We start from the raw sequence: 24,296 nt of genomic DNA, 5'->3' as shown, positions 1-24,296 counted from the left end.
TCAGGTGTGTAAGTGTAGTGATACATTGAGCTAACTGATACTAATGAACCGAGAGTCTTAACCTTACAACTCGGAGTTGTTTTGGGTTACGCAAGTTGAGAGTAAGAAATCATCGAAAGGTGATGAAAGATTGATAAAACAGTTTGTTCCGGATTGAGCGATTGATGCAGACATGCGATAATGCGCATCAGTTGAAGAAAGAGAAGACAGAATATGTCTGGCGGTAATAGCGCGGTGGTCCCACCTGACCCCATGCCGAACTCAGAAGTGAAACGCCGTAGTGCCGATGGTAGTGTGGGTATTACCCATGTGAGAGTAGGGTGCCGCCAGACTTTTAAATTAGAGCGAAAGCCCAGCAGAGATGCTGGGCTTTTTTGCATCTTATCGTTTAAATATTTAGGTTAAATGATTTACGCAAAGATCGTATAATTTCAATCCATTTGTCTAAGGAGTGAACGATGGATAATCTGGAGTATTTATATCAGTTTTTTGGATCTGATTTTATTCAAAAATATACAACAGTTCCTCAGTTGGTTGGAATATTAGGTTATCTTGTTGGCGTAAGTGCTTTTTTACAACGTAAAGATAGCGCTTTTCGTAATCAATTAACCCTAGTCAATATCATTATGACACTGCATTTTTACCTGCTGGGTCCCGAATCTTATCCGGCAGCTATCCTCAATATTATCAATATTTTCCGAAATATTACCTCAGCATATACCAAAAGCCTGTTGGCAATGTTGTTTTTTATAGCCCTAATGTGGATATTTTATTTTCTCACTACGCCCGACTGCACGCAATTTATTCACTATTTCTCTGTTATCGGTACGACACTGGTAACCATTGCGCTTTTTCGTTTTCAGCAACAGCAAATGCGCTTACTGATCTTACTCAGTAGTGCATTATGGATAATCTATAGTTTAGTGATAGGTTCACTCGGTAGTCTGGCTATTGAAATCACATTTGCGGTGATTAACATCGTGACGATTATCAAATTAGCGAAAAAAACATCTGAATAACAGCATATTTATACGTTTAACATCATTTTTCTATTTATTTATTGCTGTATGTATGAAACAATTCAGCTATATAAAAAATAAATTTTTTGAGGTAGTCAGTGATCGATAATGATGGCTACCGTCCAAATGTAGGAATAGTTATTTGTAACAGGTATGGTCAAGTACTTTGGGCTCGTCGTTACGGGCAAAATTCTTGGCAGTTTCCTCAGGGCGGAATAAAACAAAACGAAACGCCTGAGCAGGCAATGTTTCGAGAACTTAATGAAGAGGTAGGATTATTACCAAAAGATGTAAAAATTTTGTCAGTAACTAATGGTTGGCTTCGTTATAAATTACCCAAAAGAATGATTCGTTGGGAAAATCAACCTGTTTGTATTGGACAAAAGCAGAAATGGTTTTTATTAGAGCTTATTTCTGATCCGTCGGTGATTAATCTAAACATGTCTTCTACCCCGGAATTTGATGATTGGAAATGGGTAAGCTATTGGTACCCTATTAGACAGGTTATTGCTTTTAAACGGGATGTATACCGAAAAGCAATGAAAGAATTTTGCTTATCTGTATTTACCATACAGTCTGAATCGGATTTACCTGTAGCAAATGTTTCTAAAAAGAAACGATTTAATTTCTTTGTTCATAAACGAAAAAACAAACAGCGTGTAAAAAAATGAATCAATATTTACAATTTCCGGATTTTAATCCAGTTGCACTTTCATTAGGTCCTATTTCTTTGCATTGGTATGGTTTAATGTATCTATTTGGCATAGTTGGTGCGCTTTTTCTGGCAAAACGCCGAGCGAGTAAACCCGATAGTCAATGGACAGCACAACAAGTTGAAAATCTCCTTTTCTGGGGCTTTTTAGGGCTCTTTATTGGTGGAAGAGTAGGTTATGTCTTTTTCTACAATTTCGAAGCCTTTATGCACGACCCTATAACGCTATTTAAAGTGTGGGAAGGGGGAATGTCATTTCATGGAGGCTTAATTGGCGCCATCTGCGTAATAGCAATTTTTGCTAAAAAAACGGGCAAAACGTTTATGCAAGTAGCTGATTTTGTTGCACCGTTGGTACCAATCGGATTGATGTTTGGTCGATTTGGTAATTTTATCAATGGCGAACTGTGGGGGCGTGTTACCAATTCATCCATTGGCATGTTATTTCCGACATCTGCGCATGCTGATTTTATGTTTGTGCAGTCTCACCCTGAGTGGTACTCGCTTTATTCGCAATTGAATGGTATCTTGCCAAGACATCCATCTCAACTTTACGAAATGTTTTTTGAAGGAATTGTTCTATTTATCATCTTAAATCTATTTATTCGCAAACCTCGACCAACCGGCAGTGTATCCGGTCTATTTTTGCTTTGCTATGGTGTGTTTAGATTTGTCATTGAATTCTACCGACAACCCGATGAACAGTTGGGCTTATTTTTAAACATCATTAGTATGGGACAAATTTTATGCCTACCAATGATTTTTGGTGGTATTTTCATTCTTTTATATGCTTACAGATTTAATAAAAAGGCCATAAAACCATGAAACAATATTTAGCACTTATGCAAAAAATTTTAGATGAAGGAACACCTAAATCAGATCGAACAGGAACAGGGACCTTATCTATTTTTGGTCATCAGATGCGATTTAATTTACAAGATGGTTTCCCATTGGTCACCACCAAAAAATGTCATTTACGTTCAATTATCCACGAATTGCTTTGGTTTTTAAAAGGCGATACCAATATAAAGTATTTACAAGATAACAAAGTGACCATTTGGGATGAATGGGCTGATGAAAATGGTGATTTAGGCCCTGTGTATGGCAAACAGTGGCGAGCATGGGGAGCTGCCGACGGGCGTCAAATCGATCAGATTTCGCAACTGATTGAACAAATCAAACATGACCCGGATTCAAGAAGGATGATTGTTTCAGCCTGGAATGTGGGTGAGCTTGATCAAATGGCTTTAGCGCCTTGTCATGCTTTTTTCCAATTCTACGTGGCACAAGGTAAACTTTCTTGTCAGCTTTATCAGCGTTCATGTGACGTTTTTTTAGGTCTACCTTTTAATATTGCTAGCTATTCACTTCTTGTGCATATGATTGCACAGCAGTGTGATTTAGAAGTCGGTGATTTTGTCTGGACAGGTGGCGATACTCACCTTTACTCAAATCATATGGAGCAAACACATTTACAGTTAACTCGTGAACCAAGAGCGTTACCAAAACTGGTTATCAAACGTAAACCACCGACAATCTTCGATTATGTCTTCGAGGATTTTGACATCGTTGATTATGATCCTTATCCGGCAATTAAAGCACCGGTTGCAGTCTAATTGTTTGTCAAGAAGTTTCAGAAATAGTATACGTTTGAGTATAAAATTAGCGCTGTTAAAGTGTTAAATTTCACAATAGGGATTAATCAATTTAATCCCTAACATCTGTTTCAAATCATTAGCTTTATGCAAACGCCTTATCTTGATGAAGGATTAAAGCAGCCCTCGGGCATGTTATTTTTCTGCCTCTTAAATCAAGATTTGGTATATAATAATCTACTTTGTTTAAATAATTATTTGATCTTAATATGAATCAAAATCAGGAAATACGCCCCATTTTTTCAAAACGTTTATTACACCCTCGTTACTGGTTAACGTGGTTTGGTATTGGTATTTTGTATCTAATCGTTTTATTGCCTTATCCAATCATTTATCAAATTGGTAAAGGTCTAGGCTTGCTTTCCATGAAATTGATAGGTAAACGTAAAGAGACCGCCAGACAAAACCTTAAGCTCTGTTTTCCTGAAAAGTCCCAGCAAGAACGAGACCAATTGTTGCGAGAAAATTTTATTTCAACTGGTGTTGCTATTTTCGAAACAGGAATCGCTTGGTTTTGGTCAGATAAACGGCTAGCTAAACAATCATCGATTGTCGGTGATTCTTATATTACCCAAATACAGCAATCGGGGCAGGGTGTACTGCTTATTGGCATCCACTTTTTAACACTTGAATTAGGTGCCCGTATTTTAGGTATGAGTCATCCGGGAGTTGGGGTCTACCGACCAAACGATAATCCGGTAATGGATTATGTTCAGCTTAAAGGCCGCTTGAAATCAAATAAATATATGTTAGATCGCTATAACACCAAAGGAATGGTTCGGGCGTTAAAAAATGGCGAATTACTGTGGTACGCCCCCGATCATGACTACGGACCTAAAAATAGCGTGTTTGCGCCACTATTTTCAGTTGAAAAAGCAGCGACAACCATTGGCACGCGCATTTTAGTTAAACTCGGTCACCCGGCTATTATTCCATTTACCCCTAAACGTGAAAAAAATGGTCATTATACCGTGTATGTTACACCGCCACTTGAAGGGTATCCGGTCGATGATGATGTTCAAGCTGCAACCTTTATGAATAAAGCTATCGAACAGGAAATTTTAAAAGCTCCCGAACAATATATGTGGTTACATCGACGATTTAAAACTCGTCCAAAAGGTGAGGCGCCGTTATACACAGATAGTGTTCAATCTGACTAAAACAGGTTATTTGAAATTGTTGGTTAAAAGAGTCAAAACGAAATATGCAAAAACTTAATAAAATTATTCTCTATTGCCGTTGTGGATTTGAAAAAGAGTGTGCAGCAGAAATTACCGATAAAGCCACACAGCATGAGATATACGGTTTTGCCAAAGTAAAAGATAACAGTGGTTATGTCGTGTTTGAATGCTATCAACCTGAAGATGCACAGCGCTTAATTAAAACGTTATCATTTAGAACACTTATCTTTGCAAGGCAGATGTTTGTATCTGGTGACCTACTAACAGATCTGCCAACCAACGATCGCATATCACCAATAATCGATGCACTAACCGGATGCGTCGAAAAAGCGGGCGATTTGCGGGTTGAAGTTGCTGATACCAATGAAGGTAAAGCGTTAGCGGGGTTTTGCCGTAAATTTACTGTTCCGCTCAGACAGGCTCTGAGAAATAAGCGAATTCTACTAAAAGTGCAAAATCCTTCACGCCCGGTTATTCACTTATTATTTATCAATAACCATAGCTGTTATGTTGGCTATTCATTAAGCCAAAACAATTCGCCTTTTTATATGGGGATTGCAAGATTGAAATTTCCGTCTGATGCACCGTCTCGCTCAACCTTAAAATTGGAAGAAGCATTTCATATTTTTATTCCTTATGAAGAGTGGGATGAACGCTTAAAAGGCGGCTTAAATGCCGTCGACCTTGGCGCTTGCCCGGGCGGCTGGACATATCAGCTAGTTAAACGTAGTATGATGGTTTATGCCATCGATAATGGACCAATGAATGAAAAATTAATGGAAACCGGTCAAGTTAAACACTTTCGTGAGGATGGTTTTAAATTTGAACCGAAAAAACATAATATTTATTGGTTGGTCTGTGATATGGTTGAAAAACCCGCTAAAGTGACTGAGTTAATTGCAAAGTGGCTAATCAATGGTTGGTGTCGAGAAACGATCTTTAATCTCAAATTACCTATGAAAAAGCGTTATGAAGAAGTCAAACAAAATTTAGAGCTACTACATAACCAACTGAAAAATCATCAGATTAATGTACAAATACAGGCAAAACAGCTTTATCATGATCGCGAAGAGATCACCGTGCATGTACAAAGAATTTGGGGATAGCAAACGAATTTAATAACTTGATTATCGCTCGCTTAATTAGCCATTGGCTAATAATTGAGGTAACTGTTAAAAAGCGCCGATTATAATATCAATTCGGCGTGATTAAAGCGAAATCTATTAACTGGTCAATTTTTAATAATTTAAACAATCGTAAACTAAATTGTTAAGAATTATTAAGATTTTTTTTGACAGTTAGTGATGTTTATTTATTCGAATTAAACAGTAGAATAATAAAAAAGAGCGCTATTGACTAAAATTAACGCAATAATCAGGGTAAAGTGAAATATTATAGCTTTAAATTTGTGCTTAAAAAGCTTACCATTTAAACTCTATTGTATGTAATACGGCATAGCACTATTTCCGTTAATACAATTGATTGTCAAATGACAGATTATTAATAGAAAGATATGTTTTAATCTTGAAATATTAATTGCACTGTCTTTAAAAAAATTAATCACCGTTTTATGAAGCGCTAGAAAATAAATCCAACTAAGAGTGGCAATAAACTGGCGTCATTGTCATTGATAAATAAAACTGTTTATCAATAAAGAATTTTAAGATAACAAATTACAAGAGAATGGGTATGAAATTAAAACAATCCTTATATGCTATTGTAATATTAGCACTATATGCATTACTGGTTGGCTGTACACTCAATATATCAAAAAAATCTTCTGATTTTGATGAGACTAAAGATTCTGCTTATTATTTATCTCAGGTAGATTCTGCGACCGGTTCAGCTAAGACAAACTGGCAATTACTGGCGGTGCGAGCGTTAGTGAAAGAAAATAAAATTTCACAAGCGAAGTCGATCTTATCTCAGCTAACCGATCTCAATGTTGCTCAGCAAAATGAAAAACTCTTATTATTAGGTGAAATTGCTGTTAAAACCGGTAAATCATTTGACCTCAACCAATTAAATGTTAAAGAATTAAATAATCGTCAATTATATCGTTACTACAGTATAAAATTAGCGTTTGACGCAAAAAGTAAAAATATCAATCAACAAGCGCATGATTATATCGATCTTGAAATATTTGCTACTGATCAGCAAAGAAAGCAAGTGATTCACAATACCTTTAATTTCTTCAAAAAACTAACTCAAAATCAATTAAGTTCAATTAGCGTTTACGACAATGAAACGACGTTGCAAGGTTGGGTTGATTTAGCTTTTGTGTTTTTAAACAATCGACCAGTGCCGGTGAAACAAGATGATGAAAATGGTCAAGCCATTGCAGCGAACGCTCAAAATCAAAATGCAATATTAATGCAAGCAATTAAAGATTGGGCGATGCGTTATCCGGATCATCCAGCTAAATTACTTATTCCTTCTTTAACCGGTGAAGAGTCTATTTCGGTAGATAATGCAAATGCTAAAAAAGTCGCATTATTACTGCCATTAAATGGTTCTTCACGCATATTTGGTAATACTATTCGCCAAGGCTATGTGGATGCTATTAAATTTTATCCACAGGAGCCACAGCAAAACATGGTTATCTTAGATACATCATCTGCCCCAATGGAGTCATTAATTCAACAAGCTCAAGACCAAAATGTTGAATTAATCGTGGGGCCTTTGTTGAAAGATGACGTTACAAAAATAAAACAGTTATCCCCAAGTATTCCGGTTTTAGCGCTTAATAAAGTTGATAATAGCGTCGCAACGACAAATAAGATGTGCTATTTTGCATTATCGCCAGAAGATGAAGCCATAGATGCGGCTAACCATATTTATGCGCAAAATAAAACAAGACCGCTATTACTTGTACCACAAACCGATTTAGGTCGCCGGGTTGCACAAAGCTTTGCTAAACAGTGGTCACAACTATCGGCAAACAGTTCGCAAGCCTATGTTCAATATTTTGCTAATGCAAGCTCGCTAAGAGCAAATATGAATCGCAATGTCGGAATTAGATTAACAGGTAGTCCGGTTTTTGCTGATGATGCATCCTATGCAGGTTCAGCTTCTGGTTTTGATGCCGTTTATGTTTACGCTTCATACGATGAAATGACATTAATTAAACCAATGCTTGATATGGGTGCGGGTAAAACTGTGGGTAATGCATCGAGCTCAGTATTACTTTATTCCAGCTCTAAAAGCCATACCGCTAATCGATCAAACGATTTTAATTATGATATGAATCAAACCGAGTATGCCGATATTCCAATGATAGTAAACTTATCTGATAGTATGACAACAATGGTACCGGGTAATATTCAAAAAGATTATTCATTATTACGATTGTATGCAATGGGAATTGATGCATGGAGACTAGCGAATCGTTTTAATCAGTTAGACTCTTATCAAGCTGATTTCCTTAACGGTATGACCGGGAAATTATCTACCAGTAACCAATGTGAAGTTACACGTTCGTTATCCTGGCAACAGTACGCTTATGTTGCAGCATCAACCAACACAACAAACGAAGAATAAAAATATTGGCAAGCATTATGAGCAAATTGCTTGCCAATTTTTAATTCAACAAGGGCTGGTTTTCGTTGAACAAAATAGTCGATGTCGCTTAGGTGAAATTGACTTAATTATGCGTGACAAACAGTGTTTTGTATTTGTTGAAGTGCGCTACCGTAAGAATGCTAATTTTGGTGAAGCTGAAACGACAGTTACGCCGTCTAAACAAGCCAAAATTAGGCAAGCGGCACAACTTTGGATGATATCGAATAATTTAAACATAGAAGAAACCGAATTTAGATTTGATGTTTTTGCCGTGACCGGTAAAAACCAGAAATGGATTATCAATGCGTTTTAATTTTTAGGTGAAAAACGTGCAAGACTTAATTAAAAATTATTTTACAGAAAGTATTCAAACACAAATTGTCATGGCTGAGTCACTCGGTTCTTCCATAGAAAAAGCGGCTAATATTATTGTCGAGAGTTTGCTAAACGGGAATAAAATAATGAGTTGTGGCAATGGCTCTGCGGCGGCAAATGTGCAAAGTTTTACCTCACGTTTAATTACCAGTATGGATATAGAAAGACCGAGCATTCCTGCTATTGCGTTAGTCTCTGATAATGTGTTACTCAGTGCTATTAGTAATCATGAAGAAGTCTATGCTCGCCAAATTCAAGCACTCGGTCATCGAGGTGATACCTTAGTTATCTCTACATGCCAAGGTAATAGCCGATCGATTATTCGAGCCGTACAAGAGGCGGTAATCAAAGATATGAAAATTGTTGCCTTGACCGCTTTTGATGGCGGTGAAGTTATTGGTTTACTGGGGCAAAATGATATCGAAATTCGAATTCCGTCATACAAAAAAGTCATGGCATATGAAATGCATGCCATGATTTTAAACTGTTTATGCCAATTAATTGAAAACACATTGTTTATTCATGGTGAATAAGTTGAAATTAAATCAGTTTAATTCTGCATTTATAGTGATTTTGTGCTATAATTATAGGCTGATTTGATGACTTAAATTAATAAGAGAACATGGTGTTATGACCGAACTAGCCAAAGAAATAACCCCCGTTAATATTGAAGATGAATTGAAATCCTCGTATCTTGATTATGCAATGTCTGTTATTGTTGGGCGTGCATTACCTGATGTGCGTGACGGATTAAAACCGGTACATAGACGGGTTTTATTTGCCATGCATGAGGCCGGATACGATTGGAATAAACCTTATCGAAAATCTGCACGTGTTGTAGGGGATGTGATCGGTAAATATCATCCACATGGCGACTCAGCTGTCTATGACACTATCGTACGTATGGCTCAGCCGTTTTCGTTACGCTATATGCTTGTCGACGGTCAAGGTAACTTCGGTTCGGTTGACGGTGACTCAGCAGCGGCGATGCGTTATACCGAAATTCGCATGCAAAAATTCGCTGGCGCATTACTAACCGATCTCGATAAAGAAACGGTCGACTTCTCGCCTAACTACGACGGCTCAGAAATGATCCCCGATGTGTTACCAACACGTATCCCTAATTTATTAATTAATGGCTCATCTGGGATTGCCGTTGGTATGGCAACCAACATTCCACCTCACAATTTAACTGAAGTTATCAATGGTTGTCTTGCTTTTATCGAAGATGAAAATATTTCAGTTGAAGGATTAATGGAGCATATTCAAGGTCCGGATTTCCCAACTGCTGCGCTAATCAATGGTCGCAAAGGTATCGAAAATGCTTACCGTACCGGGCGTGGTATTATTTATATTCGTTCTAAAGCTACCGTTGAAGTCGATGACCAAACCGGTCGTGAAACAATCATCGTTAACGAAATTCCTTATCAAGTTAACAAGAAAAAGCTTATCGAAAAGATTGCAGAATTAGTTAAAGACAAAAAAGTCGAAGGCATTTCTGCATTACGTGATGAATCTGATAAAGACGGTATGCGTATTGTCATTGAAATCAAGCGAGATGCTGTTGGTGAAGTGGTATTAAACAATCTTTTCTCACTGACGCAATTACAAGTCTCATTTGGTATCAACATGGTAGCCTTACATAAAGGTCAACCAAAACTATTAAACCTACGGGAAATGATTGAAGCATTTGTGCTTCACCGTCGAGAAGTGGTCACTCGTCGTACCATTTATGAACTGCGTAAAGCACGTGAGCGTGCCCATGTGTTAGAAGGCCTCGCTATTGCGCTGGCCAATATCGATCCAGTGATTGAGTTAATCCGCGCGGCAGCAACGCCAGCGGAAGCGAAAGCCAAATTATTAGCGCAAGCTTGGCAATTAGGCCATGTTGCCGCTATGCTGGAAAAGGCCGGTGATGATGCCGCTCGTCCGGAAGACCTTGCACCGGAATTTGGTATTCGTGATGGTCACTATTACCTATCTGAAGCGCAAGCACAAGCTATTTTAGATCTACGTTTACACCGTTTAACTGGTCTTGAACATGAAAAAATCCTTGATGAATATAAAGAGCTATTAGTTTTAATTGGTGAACTATTATTTATCTTATCAAGCCCGGAACGATTGATGGAAGTGATTCGCGAAGAGCTTGAAGCTGTTCGTGACCAATTCCAAGATGCTCGTAGAACTGAAATCACGGCAAGTAGCGCAGATATCAATATTGAAGATCTTATCGCTCAAGAAGATGTTGTTGTGACGTTATCGCATCAAGGTTACGTAAAATATCAACCATTATCAGATTACGAAGCTCAGCGTCGTGGTGGTAAAGGTAAGTCAGCGACCAAAATCAAAGAAGAAGATTTTGTTGAAAAATTACTCGTAGCAAATACTCACGACACTATTTTATGTTTCTCAAGCCGTGGGCGATTGTATTGGATGAAGGTTTATCAATTACCGGAAGCCAGCCGTGGATCACGTGGTCGACCAATCATCAATTTATTACCACTGGAAGCTGATGAGCGCATTACTGCCATTTTGCCTGTTCGGGAATTTGATGATGAACATTGCGTCTTTATGGCAACCGCGCAAGGAACGGTTAAGAAAACTTCACTTATTGAATTTAGCCGCCCTCGCAGTGGTGGAATTATTGCGATTAACTTACGTGATGATGACGAATTAATCGGCGTTGATTTAACTAGTAATGAAACATCTGATATCGTTGATGATGAAGAGCTGAATGATGATTTAATCGTTGATGAGGCAGACAATGATGACGAAGTGTCTCAAATCTCTAATACAGAAGACATTATGTTATTTTCAGCTAATGGTAAAGTTGTTCGATTCCCGGCAAATAAAGTTCGTTGCATGGGACGAACGGCAACAGGTGTTAGAGGAATAAAATTAGAGGGCGATGATAAAGTTGTCTCACTTATTGTTCCTCGTGGAAATGGTGCAATTTTAACTGCAACGCAAAATGGTTATGGTAAACGTACTGAACAAGAATTATATCCAACTAAATCACGTGCAACTAAAGGCGTAATATCGATTAAAGTCAGTGAGCGAAATGGTGCAGTAGTTGGTGCAGTACAAGTTGAAGAAACGGATCAAATCATGTTAATTACTGATGCCGGTACATTAGTCCGTACTCGTGTATCAGAAGTGAGTGTTGTTGGTCGAAATACGCAAGGCGTGATGTTAATTCGTACTGCGGATAACGAGAAAGTGGTCGGATTACAGCGAATTGCTGAAACTGAGGATGAGGCAGATACGGAATTATCTCAGCAAAATGAGGAGCTGGGTGATTCCGCACAGGAATCCGAAGAATAAATCTTTATTATTAAAAGGATTAGTGAAAAACTAATCCTTTTTTGTTTTAGAAAACCTCAAAAGGAATCGTATGAGATGTCATTTTTTATTAAAAAAATCTTAACTAATCTTGCATGGCAAATTTTAATTGCCTTGATCTTAGGTGTAGTGACAGGTGCTTTTCTATATGAATTAGCAAATCCTAATCATGAATTACATTCATATTATCAATTTGCCATTGTTAATATTTTCCAACCTGCAGGTGATATTTTTATCCGTTTAATTAAGATGATTGTATTGCCAATTATTCTTAGTACTTTAACGTTAGGTATAGCAGGCATTGGTGGTTCAAAACGTTTAGGAATGCTTGGCTTTAAAACTATTCTTTATTTTGAAGTTATCACCACTATTGCTATTTTATTAGGTCTTTTTTGGGGTAATTTCTTTGCACCTGGCGCGGGAATAGATTCTTCAACGTTAGCTTCAGCAGATATTAGTAAATATACGAAAGCAGCTGAAGAACTTAGCGGTAAACCGCATGGTTTAATTGTTATGATTTTAGACATGATTCCGGCTAATATCTTTAAAGCAATGTCTGATGGTGCAGTTTTACCTGTTATCTTCTTCTGTGTCTTTTTTGGCTTAGGCTTAATGTCGTTACCTGATAAACAGCGTGATCCATTTTTATTCTTATTAAAAGTGGTATCAGATACAATGTTTAAAGTAACAAATATGATTATGCGTTACGCACCTATTGGGGTATTTGCCTTAATCACAGTAACCGTTGCCAAATATGGCTTTGCTTCATTACTGCCATTAGTGAAATTGATTTTAACGGTCTATTCAGCAATGATTGTATTTACCCTGGTCATATTAGGTTTAGTTTGTAAATTGTGCCGATTTAATATTTTTACTTTATTAAAAATATTAAAAGAAGAACTCGTTATTGCGTTTTCAACGGCAAGCTCCGAGACAGCTTTGCCTAAGATCATTGAAAAAATGGAAGCTTATGGTGCTCCGAAATCAATTACCAGTTTTGTTATCCCGACTGGATATTCATTTAATCTTGATGGTTCAACACTATATCAAAGTATAACTGTTATTTTTCTCGCGCAATTATTTGGTATGAATTTAAGTATTCTCGATCAAATTATCATCGTTATCACATTAATGATAGCATCAAAAGGGATTGCTGGTGTACCAGGCGCTTCAATTTTAGTGTTATCAGCTACACTCGGTAGTGTTGATATCCCAATCGCCGGTATTGGTTATATTATGGGTGTTGAGCGTATTTTAGATATGGGTAGAACAGTTGTGAATGTTGTGGGTAATGCATTGGCTGCTATCGTTATCGCTCGGTGGGAACATGTTTTTGATGATAAAAAAGCAAGAGCATATGAGCAACAATATTTAAAATAAAACATCATTATAATTTATAAAGCTTCAGTTAAAACTGGAGCTTTTTTATTAACTTAATCTAATTTGCACAATTATATATATAAAAAAACCCAGCTTAAGCTGGGTTTTTTATTTAAAAGTAAAATTATTTAATTTTAGCTTCTTTATAAACAACGTGCTGACGAACAACAGGATCGTATTTTTTGATCTCCATTTTTTCAGGCATTGTTCTTTTATTTTTGCTAGTGGTATAAAAATGACCGGTACCAGCAGAAGAAACTAATCTAATTTTCTCACGTACACCTTTAGCCATGATATGGTTTCCTTATTAGTACTTTTCACCACGGGCACGAAGTTCAGCTAAAACTGCATCAATACCCTTTTTATCGATAGTTCGCATACCTTTAGCAGATATACGTAATTTTACAAAACGTTTTTCACTCTCAACCCAAAAACGGTGAGTTTGAAGATTTGGTAGAAAACGACGTTTAGTAGCATTCATCGCATGAGAACGATTATTCCCTACTAAAGGTTTTTTTCCTGTTACTTGGCATACTCGTGACATGTCAATAATTCTCCGAAATTTCTATGCTTAAGCCTTGGGCGTAATATGTTAATGGAATTAACCTCGTCAGGCTTTTAGTTTGCTGCAGTCTATCTGAGAAGCAGACTAACCTCTCACACTACACCCATAATAATGAGGTAGCGAAGTATACGCTTTTATGCAAAGATTCTCAAGTATTATCTTATTTTATGCGAAAAATAAGTAGCGACAAGGTAAATTTAAATAATCGACAAATATTGTGTAAATCTAAAATTCTCCTATACTGTCTTGGGCACAGATCAGTTAAGAGAGTTTGATGACATGAATCTAAAACAATTAAAGTACTTTCAGGTACTGGCTAAAACACAACATTACACATCAACATCAGAATATTTCTCCATTAGCCAACCTAGTTTAAGTCATTCAATTTCAGAACTTGAAAAAGAAGTAGGAATCAAACTGTTTCAAAAACGCGGGCGCAATGTCGAACTGACAAAAGAGGGTAAGCAGTATCTAACTTATGTAGAACAAGCTTTAAGCGCCTTGTCAGAAGGTGAACAATTTGTTAGAGAGCTAACCAGCGTTTCGCATGGGCATATCGGGCTAGCTTTCATCTATTCTATAAGTACCAATTACATGCCAAAAATCATTAAAGCTTTCTTAGATCAACCGGACAATAAAAATATTACTTTCTCATTTTATGAAGGAATGTCACAAAATATTATTGAAGGGTTGAAAGCAAAAAAATATGAAATTGCGATCTGTTCCCGTTTGCAAGATGAACCCGATGTTCATTTTCAAAAATTAACTAAACAAGAACTGGTGTTTATAATTTCTAACGATCACCCGTTATCGAAACGTAAAAAACTCGATTTAAAAGATCTGATTAACGAACCGCTAATCTTATTTACCGAAAGGAGTGGAATGAAAAATGTCGTTGATGAGATGTTATATAAAACAGGGGTAAAACCCAATATAGCTTGTCGAGTAGAAACAGAAGGTGCCATGATGGGATTAGTTTCAATCAATTATGGTATCGGTATTATGCCAAGAGTGTTGATACCTGAAGAGTTTAACGTAACGCTGGTGCCGATGAGTAAAAACTATCAAAAAAGAGATATCTTTATTGCCACCATGGAAAACAGACCACTTTTGCCTGCGGCACAAAAATTTTACCACTTTTTAATCGAACATAGCGATGATGCAATCTTTGGCCGGTGAGAGCCAATAATTAACAATATTGCAGGTAGCATCAAATCAGATTGATTTTATTTGGCACAAATGCCAAATAGAATCAGGCTACGATCATCGCCTTGCAAGTCAGAAAATTTTCAGTCAATAAGTCGGAATAATTATTTTTTATATATTAAACATATTGTTATAAAACAAAACATTAACTGTATCTATAAATTAAGAAAAAATGATTTAATTTTATAATAAATATGCTTTAATACTCTTGATAAAGATTTTATTTATTCGCTTTAATTTTCTAACTTTCAAGGAGATTATATGAGCCAGTTCACGCCATATAGCATATACGGCATTATCGGTTATCCTTTAGGGCATAGTATGAGCCCACTAATTCATACGACATCATTTCAAGATTATGGCATTCCAGCAGTTTTAGTCCCATTTCCTACCCCACCAGAAGAAATTGCAACTCTGTTTAAATCGGTCAGATTACTTAATATAAGGGGATTATGTGTCACCATTCCACATAAGCAAACAATTATCCCTTATTTAGATGAAGTAACTGAACATGTAAAAAAAGCTGGGGCAGCAAACTTAGTTTATTGGGATGGCGATAAGCTTTGTGGTGATAACACAGATATTGTTGGCTTTATGCAGCCCCTTGAACAGAAAAAGTTACCACCAGAGTATAAAAAAGTTTTATTACTTGGTGCCGGTGGCGCAGCGCGTGCCGCTGTGGTTGGATTGCATGATCTAGGCTATACCGATATCACTGTTACCGATATTGTAACCGATCTACCAGAAGCTTTAGCCAAAGAGTTCAACCTCAAGGTTGTTGCCTGGGAAGATCGTCATAAAGTTGAAGCACAAATTATTATTAACTCAACGCCGCTAGGAATGAAAGGTAAATTTGAAGATCAAACACCTTACGAACAAGATTGGTTTAAAGGCAAAGGTGTGGCTTATGATATTGTCTACACCCCTTATAATACAAAATTCCGACAAGCAGCAGAAAAAGCTGGCTGGGACTCGATATCAGGGCGTGAAATGTTTATAGGTCAAGCAAATGCGCAATTTAAAATTTGGACAGGAAAAGACCTTTCTGAAAAAGCCAAACAAGCGGTCATCGATGCTTTAGCTGAAAAATAGATCAAAAAAGTATGCATCAAACCGAAATCGTTTGGTGCATCAATAATAAATTTATACACTTCACTCTAATTGTTTAGCTCAACTATTGAAAAATAAATAGGGTGTTAGCCAGTTGTATAAATGAAAAATGTTATCAAAAGGAGTCATTATGACCAATTTAGAATTACAGGCATATCGTCGTTTTCTGATGTTAAAAGTGCCAGAGGCAAGTGAATATATTGGTAAAACGGATGCTAGCACATGGCATGAATGGGAAAACGGTTCAAAACCCGTGCCGGAATCGGTAGCAAATGCCATGCAAGAACTGAAAAAATTGCGAAGTGACAAAATCAATATCATCATTAATAGCATTAATGATCGCGTCGGTAGCAATACGATTCGTTATTTTATGACTTATGCCGAGTTTAAAAAGGTCAATCCCGATCTTGACGTTATTCAATGGCGATTGCACCAATCCATAGCCACTGAGCTCTATTTTCGTGGCTTAGAAAAGCTGTGCTAATTGGCAACCATAATAGGGTATAGCAGATTGTAAAAATCAACGATGTAAACTTTAGTTTACAAAATTGAGCATTTTATTTTGTGATTAATTTAAATAAATTCATAATGTTAAATATTTATCAAATAAAATGTAAAATAAATGTTGCAAAATGGCAAGTGAATCACTAGCATAGTTAGCATATTGTGAGATCTGTATATCTAAAAGGACACAAAATGAATAATACAATTTTTTTAGTTGGTGCAAGAGCCGCAGGCAAAACCACGATGGGAAAGATGTTAGCCAACAAGTTAGCGTATTCTTTTATTGATACAGATTGTCATCTACTTGAAACCACACAAAAAACCGTTGCTGAAATAGTTGAAAAAGAGGGTTGGGAAGGTTTTCGTGCAAGAGAGAGCCAAGTACTTGTTGATACAACAAAGCCCAATCGTGTTATTGCGACTGGCGGGGGAATGGTACTGGCTGATCATAATCGAGATTTTATGAAAGAAAATGGCATTGTGATTTTTCTTTCTGCGCCAGCTGCAACGCTAGCGGCTCGTTTAATGAAAGACCCAAATGTTGCCCAGCGCCCCTCTTTGACAGGTTTATCGATTGTTGATGAAATGGAAAAAGTATTAGCTGACCGCTTACCACTCTATCATGATGCAGCACATCATGTTATCAATGTCGATCAGGATGAAAGTCAGATTCTCGCTCAAATATTAACAGTATTACAAAATTAATATTAATCATCATTCTTATCATGATCATTATTAAAAATACCGCCTAAACGTGGTATTTTTTTTGATAATAAAAAAGAATAGATTTTGCTAATCTTATAAAATAATTTTATGTATAAGAATAATTCTTGCGCAAAAACATGCTATTTTTTTTATAAATAGTTTAAAATCTATAAATAAATGTGACGCAGGTTAAATTTTAGCAATAAATTTGTACTTATCGCTTTCAGATTAATATTGATACTTGTATATTGAATGTAGTTAAAGTTTTCAATTTTAAAATATGGAGTATTACCAATGGATAATCGAAAGGTCAATTCATATGGAATTGTCGGTTCAATTTATGCTAATTATATTATTCAAAGTATTGCGCTGATAGTAATAATGCAATTCTCCCTAGATCTGTTTACCCAACTCAATGCCGATCTTGTTGATCTTGGCTATATCGCTTCCGGTATTGGAATTGGTAAGATAGGTCTAATGTTTATTGGCGGGTTATTATCAGATAAATTTGGGCGAAAACTGTTTATCTTATTAGGTATGAGTTGCTATGCCATTTTCTTTATCGGCATGACTTTTTGTACTAATATTCATGTCGCCTTTTGTTTAGCTATTGCAGTCGGCGCCGGAAACTCATTTTTAGATACCGGTTCAATGCCGGCATTAACGGAATGTTTTCCTAATTCGGCAGGCTCAGCAAGCGTACTGATTAAAGCATTTATCTCAATTGGTTCTTTAGTCCTTCCTTTTATTGTCACATTTTTTCATTCCAATCACATATGGTATGGCTGGGCATTTTGGGGGTTCACTTTTTATCTCTTAATTAATTGCTTATTAATACTCCCGCAAAAATTTCCGCATAAAGACACCGCTATCAAAGGGAGTAAAGGTTCAGGGGACTATTTTAAAGCTACGCCTCGATTTGAAATTGAAGGCATTTTATTAACGCTGATGGGATTTACCACCACAGCAACTTTCGTTGTTATCTTACAGTGGTTACCCACTATCGCAATGAAAAGCGTAAATATGTCTGATGATGACGCCAACCTGCTGATTAGCTGTTACAGTACGGCTTCGATCATTTCGGTTTTTGCAACAGCATTTATCGTAAAACGATTCTTAAAACCGATCTTTTGTATCATTATATTGCCGGCGCTATCTGCCATTGTTCTGATTTTATTTTATTTCAATATTTCACCATTAATGTGCCTTATTGCCGCTATCGGCATGGGCTTTACTGCTGCTGGTGGCGTATTGCAACTCACACTGGTTGTGATGCAGCAAATGTTCCCAACCCGTAAAGGATTAGCGGTCGGTTGTATGTACACCTTTAGTGGACTGACTTTCGTTGTTATACCACGTATTGTACCGAAACTGGCCATGACTAACGTTAGTTACGCAATTTTGCTCGACTTTTTTATCGCTATGTTAAGTGTCATTTTAGGATCGATTGTTTTTTATCGGTTTAAAAAAGTTATTGATATCAACAAAATATAAATCGCAAAAAGAGACAAAATTACAAAATACTCGCCTACTTTTGTAATAAAAACTCAGGCGTTTTTACATAATTTATATAGGAAGTAAATAGATGAAGAATAAATATTTAGGCACAGCGGTTTGTATGTATATGAACTATTTTGTGCATGGAATGGGCGCAATCATTCTTGGTTTAAATATTGACTATTTAGCCGCGCAATTTAATCCGCAAGTAGCGTATCTGTTTAATATCGCTAAAGATGCACTCACGCCCGATCAGCTGAGCCAAATTGGTGAGGCAAAACAGAGTGTTTACAACGTGATGATGGGATTAGGTGTTGGTCGTTTACTCGTGTTATTTGTCATGGGAACATTATCAGATAAGTATGGACGTAAACCATTTATTGCCTTAGGTGGATTATTTTATATTGGCTTCTTGCTTGGCATTTTATTTAGCCCTAACGCTGATATTGCGTTCTTGTTTGCCGTATTAGGTGGTATTGCCAACTCAACACTTGATGCAGGTACATACCCGGCATTAATGGAATCATTCCCGAAATCACCGGGATCGGCTTCTATTCTCACTAAAGCGGCGATTGCCGCTGGTCAATCGGTTTTACCGTTGATTATGGGGATTATTATGGCAAGTCAGGGGTATTATGGTTGGTCATTTATCTTCTGCTGTGTTGTTCTGGCTTTAAATGCGCTAATCGTGCTTAAAATGCCATTCCCTAACCATAAAATTACCCCAGAAGAGGAAGTAAAAGATCTGCAAACCATTGAAAAAAATCCTGCAACGTTGAAACAGAATTCAAATAGAATGATCGAAGGAATCTGTTTTATTGTCATTGGTTTTACCTCAACGGCAACATTTTATTTAGTCTCTTCATGTTTGAAAGATTTTTCACAAACGGTTGCAGATATGGATGCCGCGGGTGCCGTTAAAGCTTTTTCTGCGTATGGTATCGGTACACTTGCTAGCGTCTTTTTAACATCAATTTTAGTTAAAAGCTTAATTAGACCTGTTTATATTGTGGTGCTCTATCCGTTACTGTCTACCTTTATGCTGATCGCCCTGTATTCTTATCCGACCCCAATGATGTGTATTGTCGGCGGGTTTGTGCTTGGATTTACCGCAGCAGGCGGCGTATTACAATTGGCACTCACCACTATGGCGGAGTTTTTCCCGTCCGGTAAAGGTAAAGTATTGGGTATTTTCTTTACCTCTTCAAGCTTTGCCACCATGGTTATTCCATTTATAATCGGCTGGGTATCAACGATGTATGGTTTGCGTTACGTTATGCTTACGGATGCCTTCTTTGCCGGTTTAGGAACGGTAATGGCGCTGATTGTGCTGATGCGTTATCGTAAAACTTTTAATGTGACAAAATAAGCAAAATATTCACGCTGAAATAGGGGTGACAGAGAATTGTATTTAGTTGATCATAACTATATTTAACACCACTATTTAAAATAATTTCTATTATCTTAATAAAAAAGCACACCACAAAAAAGGTGTGCTTTTTAACTATTGGTAATGTAACCTTATTTCGCCTTTAAACATTATCTAACCTGAACTTTGCCGAATTTCATCGCCCTTTGCTACCCCTAAGTTAGCACTGAATATTGTCTATATTTTAACAAATATTACTTGCTAATCCGCTAAAAATAAATAAAAATACACAAAATCTGAATAAATATTCATTTTGGTGATTGTAATGATGAAAGAAAGAACAACTGAATTAGTTGAAGGGTTAAGGCATAGCGTCCCTTATATCAATGCACATCATGGAAAAACGTTTGTTATTTTATTAACCGGCGCTGTTCTAAAAAGTAATAATTATTCAAGTATCATTAGCGATATTGGTCTACTGTATAGTCTGGGCATTAAACTGGTCATTGTTAACGGCGCTCGTAATCAAATTGATGAATCACTAAAACAACACAATATCGAACCGAAATACTATAAAAACACCCGCATCACCGATGCTCCCACTCTTGACATAGTCAAACAGGTCACCGGGCTATTACAGCTTAATATTACCGCCAGTTTATCGATGAGCTTGAATAATACCCCGTTGCAAGGTGCGCATATTAATGTGGTAAGTGGTAATTTTGTCATTGCCCAGCCTCTCGGTGTTGATGACGGCATTGATTATTGTCATACCGGTAAAATTCGCCGGATTAATGGTGAAGCGATTGATGAACAATTAAATCGAGGCTCGATTGTTTTGTTAGGACCGGTGGGAGTTTCTGTTACCGGTGAGAGTTTTAACTTAGCATCAGAAGATGTCGCAGCAGAGGTTGCCATTCGATTAAAAGCCGATAAGTTGATTAGCTTTTGTGCCGAACAAGGTGTGCTTGATGAACAAGGGCATGTTATTACTGATCTGTTTCCAATCGATGCCGATAATTATGTCGATCAAAAAGCGCTACAAGGAAAACACTTATCGAGTGAAGCTCGCTTTTTACGTGCAGCATCGAAGGCTTGCCGTAATGGTGTACGGCGCAGTCATTTAGTGAGTTATCTGGTTGATGGCTCGATTTTACAAGAGTTATTCTCTCGGGACGGGATTGGAACGCAAGTTGCCATGGAACACTCCGAACAAGTTCGCCAAGCAACCATTAACGATATCGGTGGCATCCTAGAGCTGATACGCCCATTGGAAGAGCAAGGCATTTTAGTTAAACGCTCAAGAGAACAATTAGAGATCGAAATTGATAAATTTACCATAATCGAGCGGGATAACATGACAATTGGTTGCGCTGCGCTTTATCCATATCTGGATGAAAAAATGGGTGAAATGGCTTGTGTTGCCATTCATCCACAATATCGTAACTCCTCACGAGGCGATCTGTTAATTGAAAAAATCGCTGAAAGTGCTAATCGTTTAGGATTAGAGAAAATCTTTGTTTTAACTACCCGCAGCATTCATTGGTTTAGAGAAAAAGGCTTTAATCCTGCTCAAGTCGATGATTTACCGATTAAAAAGAAACAGTTGTACAACTATCAGCGTAATTCCAAAATTTTAATGTTAGATATTTTATAATTGCCTCAACCCAAAGTCCGCTTCGGCGGACTTTTTTTACCTAGCCAATGGCTAATTGATACAAGGAATATAGGCTAAATGGCGCACCTATAACATTAATGAAACAGTTTCATCACTCCTTCGGTTAGCAGTGAAAGCGTGGTAAAATCCGGATCGGCAAAAGTGACCCCTTCAACCCCTAAAAAGGCGAAAAGTGGTAATGCTAAAGCCGGTAAAATACACAATAATAACCCATTGATAAACGCCGCAATTATTGCACCTATCGCCCCGCCGGTTGAATTACCAAAAATAGCTGCCGTTCCGCCAGTTATAAAACTTGCCATAATTCCCGGAATAATAATGGGTAAACCAATAAAAGGAAAAATCACCACGCAAGCCACTTCAGTAAAAAAGCTGACGATAAACCCGACCAACACACAGTTTGGCGCTTTATCAAACAACACCATAGGATCAACGGCTGGCACACAACCGGGCGCAACAACTTGTGCAAAGCCTTTAAAAGCCGGAATAATCTCTTCGGTAAAAATAGCCACCCCTTTTTTAGCAATATATAAACCGCCAGCAAAAATAGCTGACTGCTCCAAAGCAAAAATAATAAAGGTATTATTCTTCAATATCTGTTTTAAATATTCCGGTTGTGAAAATAATCCAGAGAGGCACAACAAAACAAACATCGTGATAAAAGTTGCTACATCAGCTTGCCTTAAAAAGCTAAAACGGTCGTTAATTTTAATCTGCTCAATATCGTTTTTGGCATTGCCAATTAACCGACCGCTATAGGCGCCAATCAAGTAAGAAATAGTGCCGGCATGCGCTATGCAATAATCGTTATGGCCAATAATTTTTTGGCTAAATCGAGAGAGCAAAGTAGGAAATATTGCCATATAAAACCCAATAATTATGGCACCGGAAGCCACGATAATCACACCGTCATAGCCCATACCTTTAAGCACCGCAGTATAGGAAAATGCCATAAACAAAATGAGATGCAGCGATAAATAGATCGATTTAAACCGTGTGAAACGGGCTAATAACAAGTTAATAATCATGGCAAAAAATAAGATAAATGCCGCACTTGCGCCCAAAGACTCCATTGTTAAGGCAGTGATAGCTTCATTACTTGGTACTACGCCATGCATGCCAAATGCGTGGGTAAACATATTACTAAACATCACCAATACGCCACCAAGTATCTTGCCACCGGTCTTAATTAAGACAAATCCAATAAAAGATAACAGCGTTCCGGTAATGATTTTTGATAATTTAGCCCGTTGTAAAACTAAACCGATAAAAGCGACTAAGGCGATAATAATCGCAGGTTGCCCAAAAATATTTAAAAATAGGTCCATATACTTACTCCCTAAACAATATTAAAACTAAAATTTATTATAATTAAAACATTGTTTTGTAATTGTGTTAGGGATCACAATTTAACGAAAGTAAGCATCAAAATGTTACAGTGTGACACTAAACAACCGGTTATAAGCTGAAACTCATTGCGACAAAAAACAATCACAAAGATTAAAAATCGTTGAGACTAGGCTACCTTGCTTTGTTATTTGGCAAGATGTGGGGAGTGGGAAGACCTTTTTTATAGAATGATCATAAAAATCAAAAGACTATTTTTTTAGGACGAGTTCTTAAAAGATGAATAGTGTTAGAGAGAAAAACGGTTAGATAAAAACAGTTAGAAAATTGAACGATTGAAGTTTTTTGGAAAAAGCTGTATTAGGCGACAAAATATTTAATCGTTGATGACACAATTGAGGATTTGTCGGGTAAATGCTTTTTTTAGATAGAAGCCTCTTGGTCGGGTTAATATTATTTGCCCGTGTTCGCCAATTGCTTGGGTTAATGCTTTGCCGTTAGCCGCTTTCGGTCTAATTTGCAAATAAGTGCCATAGCGGGCTGTAATTTTTTCAACTTGTCCTAGGGCAATCATATCCATTAATTCTTGCCAATCTTGTTTAAGTTGCTGTTCCTGCTCGGCAGTGGGTGTCCATAAGATAGGGTGGCCGACTTTACGTTCAGCAAGGGGAATGGATCTTTCACCTTCGATTGGGATCCAAAGGACTTTATTAAGTTTATATTTTACGTGGCTGGTTTCCCAAATAACGCCGTAATTTGCCATGAGCGGTGTGACACTGACAAAGGTGGTTTCTAACGGTTCACCTTCTTTATCAACCGGAATGGTTTTAAGCTCGATGCCTAAGTCGGCAAAATCCTGCTGCGCTTTACTGCCGGCATTCGCTCCTAAAAATGTTTCAAGCAAATTACCCACCCAACCTTTTTGCTTGTTTAAATTAGCGGGAATTGCAATATTTAAATATTGTGCTATTTCACCAAAGCTGTAGCCGGCAACCAGTTTGGCTCGATTTAGTAATTCTTGTTCATTTTTGGGAAAAAACAGTGTCATAAAGCAATTCTTACCAGCGAACGGATTAAACACAGTCAATTA

Annotated in this window: 22 protein-coding genes and 1 rRNA gene; 19 read left to right on the top strand and 4 right to left on the bottom strand. The window is 37.2% G+C overall.

What is annotated here, in order from left to right; translation table 11 throughout:
* The first annotated feature begins 216 nt into the window (after positions 1 to 216).
* The 12 genes from rrf (at position 217) to gltP (ending at position 13,225) form a co-directional block, all read left to right on the top strand.
* Positions 217 to 332, top strand: a 5S ribosomal RNA gene (gene rrf, locus J3U42_RS04600).
* Between the two features lie 126 nt (positions 333 to 458).
* Positions 459 to 1,019, top strand: coding sequence for a YgjV family protein (locus J3U42_RS04595; RefSeq protein ID WP_220218750.1), 561 nt, complete (start codon positions 459 to 461; stop codon positions 1,017 to 1,019).
* Between the two features lie 98 nt (positions 1,020 to 1,117).
* Positions 1,118 to 1,690, top strand: coding sequence for an RNA pyrophosphohydrolase (gene rppH / locus J3U42_RS04590; protein ID WP_220218751.1), 573 nt, complete (start codon positions 1,118 to 1,120; stop codon positions 1,688 to 1,690).
* Positions 1,687 to 2,556: a prolipoprotein diacylglyceryl transferase gene (gene lgt / locus J3U42_RS04585; protein ID WP_220218752.1), complete on the top strand. Its 870-nt coding sequence runs from the start codon at positions 1,687 to 1,689 to the stop codon at positions 2,554 to 2,556. The genes rppH and lgt overlap by 4 nt, the downstream gene beginning before the upstream one ends.
* Positions 2,553 to 3,347: a thymidylate synthase gene (gene thyA, locus J3U42_RS04580; RefSeq protein WP_220218753.1), complete on the top strand. Its 795-nt coding sequence runs from the start codon at positions 2,553 to 2,555 to the stop codon at positions 3,345 to 3,347. The genes lgt and thyA overlap by 4 nt, the downstream gene beginning before the upstream one ends.
* Before the next feature lie 248 nt (positions 3,348 to 3,595).
* Positions 3,596 to 4,546, top strand: a complete 951-nt coding sequence (locus J3U42_RS04575; RefSeq protein ID WP_220218754.1) for a Kdo(2)-lipid IV(A) acyltransferase — start codon at positions 3,596 to 3,598, stop codon at positions 4,544 to 4,546.
* A gap of 44 nt (positions 4,547 to 4,590) precedes the next feature.
* Positions 4,591 to 5,673: a 23S rRNA (cytidine(2498)-2'-O)-methyltransferase RlmM gene (gene rlmM, locus J3U42_RS04570; RefSeq protein ID WP_267329045.1), complete on the top strand. Its 1,083-nt coding sequence runs from the start codon at positions 4,591 to 4,593 to the stop codon at positions 5,671 to 5,673.
* A 583-nt stretch (positions 5,674 to 6,256) separates the two neighbouring features.
* Positions 6,257 to 8,107 (top strand): penicillin-binding protein activator, encoded by a 1,851-nt coding sequence (locus J3U42_RS04565; RefSeq protein ID WP_267335741.1) that lies wholly within the window; start codon positions 6,257 to 6,259, stop codon positions 8,105 to 8,107.
* On the top strand, positions 8,070 to 8,441 hold the full coding sequence (locus J3U42_RS04560) for a YraN family protein (protein WP_267335739.1): 372 nt from the start codon (positions 8,070 to 8,072) through the stop codon (positions 8,439 to 8,441). The genes J3U42_RS04565 and J3U42_RS04560 overlap by 38 nt, the downstream gene beginning before the upstream one ends.
* A 16-nt stretch (positions 8,442 to 8,457) precedes the next feature.
* Positions 8,458 to 9,036, top strand: coding sequence for an SIS domain-containing protein (locus J3U42_RS04555; protein ID WP_267329043.1), 579 nt, complete (start codon positions 8,458 to 8,460; stop codon positions 9,034 to 9,036).
* Positions 9,037 to 9,133: 97 nt separating this feature from the next.
* Positions 9,134 to 11,827, top strand: a complete 2,694-nt coding sequence (gyrA, locus tag J3U42_RS04550) for a DNA topoisomerase (ATP-hydrolyzing) subunit A (protein WP_267335737.1) — start codon at positions 9,134 to 9,136, stop codon at positions 11,825 to 11,827.
* Positions 11,828 to 11,914: 87 nt separating this feature from the next.
* Positions 11,915 to 13,225: a glutamate/aspartate:proton symporter GltP gene (gltP, locus tag J3U42_RS04545; RefSeq protein ID WP_416380440.1), complete on the top strand. Its 1,311-nt coding sequence runs from the start codon at positions 11,915 to 11,917 to the stop codon at positions 13,223 to 13,225.
* 124 nt (positions 13,226 to 13,349) lie between these two features.
* On the opposite strand, the gene rpmG is transcribed toward gltP, so the two are convergent.
* Together rpmG and rpmB are read right to left on the bottom strand one after the other, a co-directional pair.
* Complete coding sequence (gene rpmG, locus J3U42_RS04540; RefSeq protein WP_034884348.1) at positions 13,350 to 13,517, bottom strand: 50S ribosomal protein L33; 168 nt, start codon at positions 13,515 to 13,517, stop codon at positions 13,350 to 13,352.
* Between the two features lie 15 nt (positions 13,518 to 13,532).
* Positions 13,533 to 13,769 (bottom strand): 50S ribosomal protein L28, encoded by a 237-nt coding sequence (rpmB, locus tag J3U42_RS04535; protein ID WP_220218761.1) that lies wholly within the window; start codon positions 13,767 to 13,769, stop codon positions 13,533 to 13,535.
* A 300-nt stretch (positions 13,770 to 14,069) separates the two neighbouring features.
* Here rpmB and J3U42_RS04530 point away from each other — a divergent pair, with 300 nt between their 5' ends.
* The 7 genes from J3U42_RS04530 to argA all read left to right on the top strand — a co-directional run bounded on the left by J3U42_RS04530 (position 14,070) and on the right by argA (position 21,838).
* Positions 14,070 to 14,969, top strand: a complete 900-nt coding sequence (locus J3U42_RS04530) for a LysR family transcriptional regulator (protein ID WP_220218762.1) — start codon at positions 14,070 to 14,072, stop codon at positions 14,967 to 14,969.
* Positions 14,970 to 15,257: 288 nt separating this feature from the next.
* Positions 15,258 to 16,088: a shikimate dehydrogenase gene (gene aroE, locus J3U42_RS04525; RefSeq protein ID WP_267329041.1), complete on the top strand. Its 831-nt coding sequence runs from the start codon at positions 15,258 to 15,260 to the stop codon at positions 16,086 to 16,088.
* A 148-nt stretch (positions 16,089 to 16,236) separates the two neighbouring features.
* On the top strand, positions 16,237 to 16,590 hold the full coding sequence (locus J3U42_RS04520) for a DUF1870 family protein (protein ID WP_267335733.1): 354 nt from the start codon (positions 16,237 to 16,239) through the stop codon (positions 16,588 to 16,590).
* Positions 16,591 to 16,802: 212 nt separating this feature from the next.
* Positions 16,803 to 17,315 carry a shikimate kinase AroL gene (gene aroL / locus J3U42_RS04515; RefSeq protein WP_220218765.1) on the top strand — a complete coding sequence of 171 codons (513 nt, stop codon included), beginning with the start codon at positions 16,803 to 16,805 and terminating at the stop codon, positions 17,313 to 17,315.
* Between the two features lie 294 nt (positions 17,316 to 17,609).
* Positions 17,610 to 18,809, top strand: coding sequence for an MFS transporter (locus J3U42_RS04510; RefSeq protein WP_220218766.1), 1,200 nt, complete (start codon positions 17,610 to 17,612; stop codon positions 18,807 to 18,809).
* A gap of 91 nt (positions 18,810 to 18,900) precedes the next feature.
* A complete protein-coding gene (locus tag J3U42_RS04505; protein ID WP_267329038.1) occupies positions 18,901 to 20,181 on the top strand; it encodes an MFS transporter in 1,281 nt (426 codons plus the stop codon).
* Positions 20,182 to 20,509: 328 nt separating this feature from the next.
* Positions 20,510 to 21,838 (top strand): amino-acid N-acetyltransferase, encoded by a 1,329-nt coding sequence (argA, locus tag J3U42_RS04500; RefSeq protein WP_294834426.1) that lies wholly within the window; start codon positions 20,510 to 20,512, stop codon positions 21,836 to 21,838.
* A 95-nt stretch (positions 21,839 to 21,933) separates the two neighbouring features.
* Here the strand turns inward: argA and J3U42_RS04495 are convergent, their stop codons facing one another.
* Positions 21,934 to 23,187: a PTS ascorbate transporter subunit IIC gene (locus J3U42_RS04495; RefSeq protein WP_267329036.1), complete on the bottom strand. Its 1,254-nt coding sequence runs from the start codon at positions 23,185 to 23,187 to the stop codon at positions 21,934 to 21,936.
* Between the two features lie 395 nt (positions 23,188 to 23,582).
* Positions 23,583 to 24,254, bottom strand: coding sequence for a DNA mismatch repair endonuclease MutH (mutH, locus tag J3U42_RS04490; protein WP_220218771.1), 672 nt, complete (start codon positions 24,252 to 24,254; stop codon positions 23,583 to 23,585).
* Between the last annotated feature and the right edge of the window lie 42 nt (positions 24,255 to 24,296).

It is taken from the genome of Gilliamella sp. B2923, assembly GCF_026536565.1.
GTDB lineage: Bacteria > Pseudomonadota > Gammaproteobacteria > Enterobacterales > Orbaceae > Gilliamella.
This window is presented reverse-complemented; position numbering and strand designations above follow the sequence as displayed.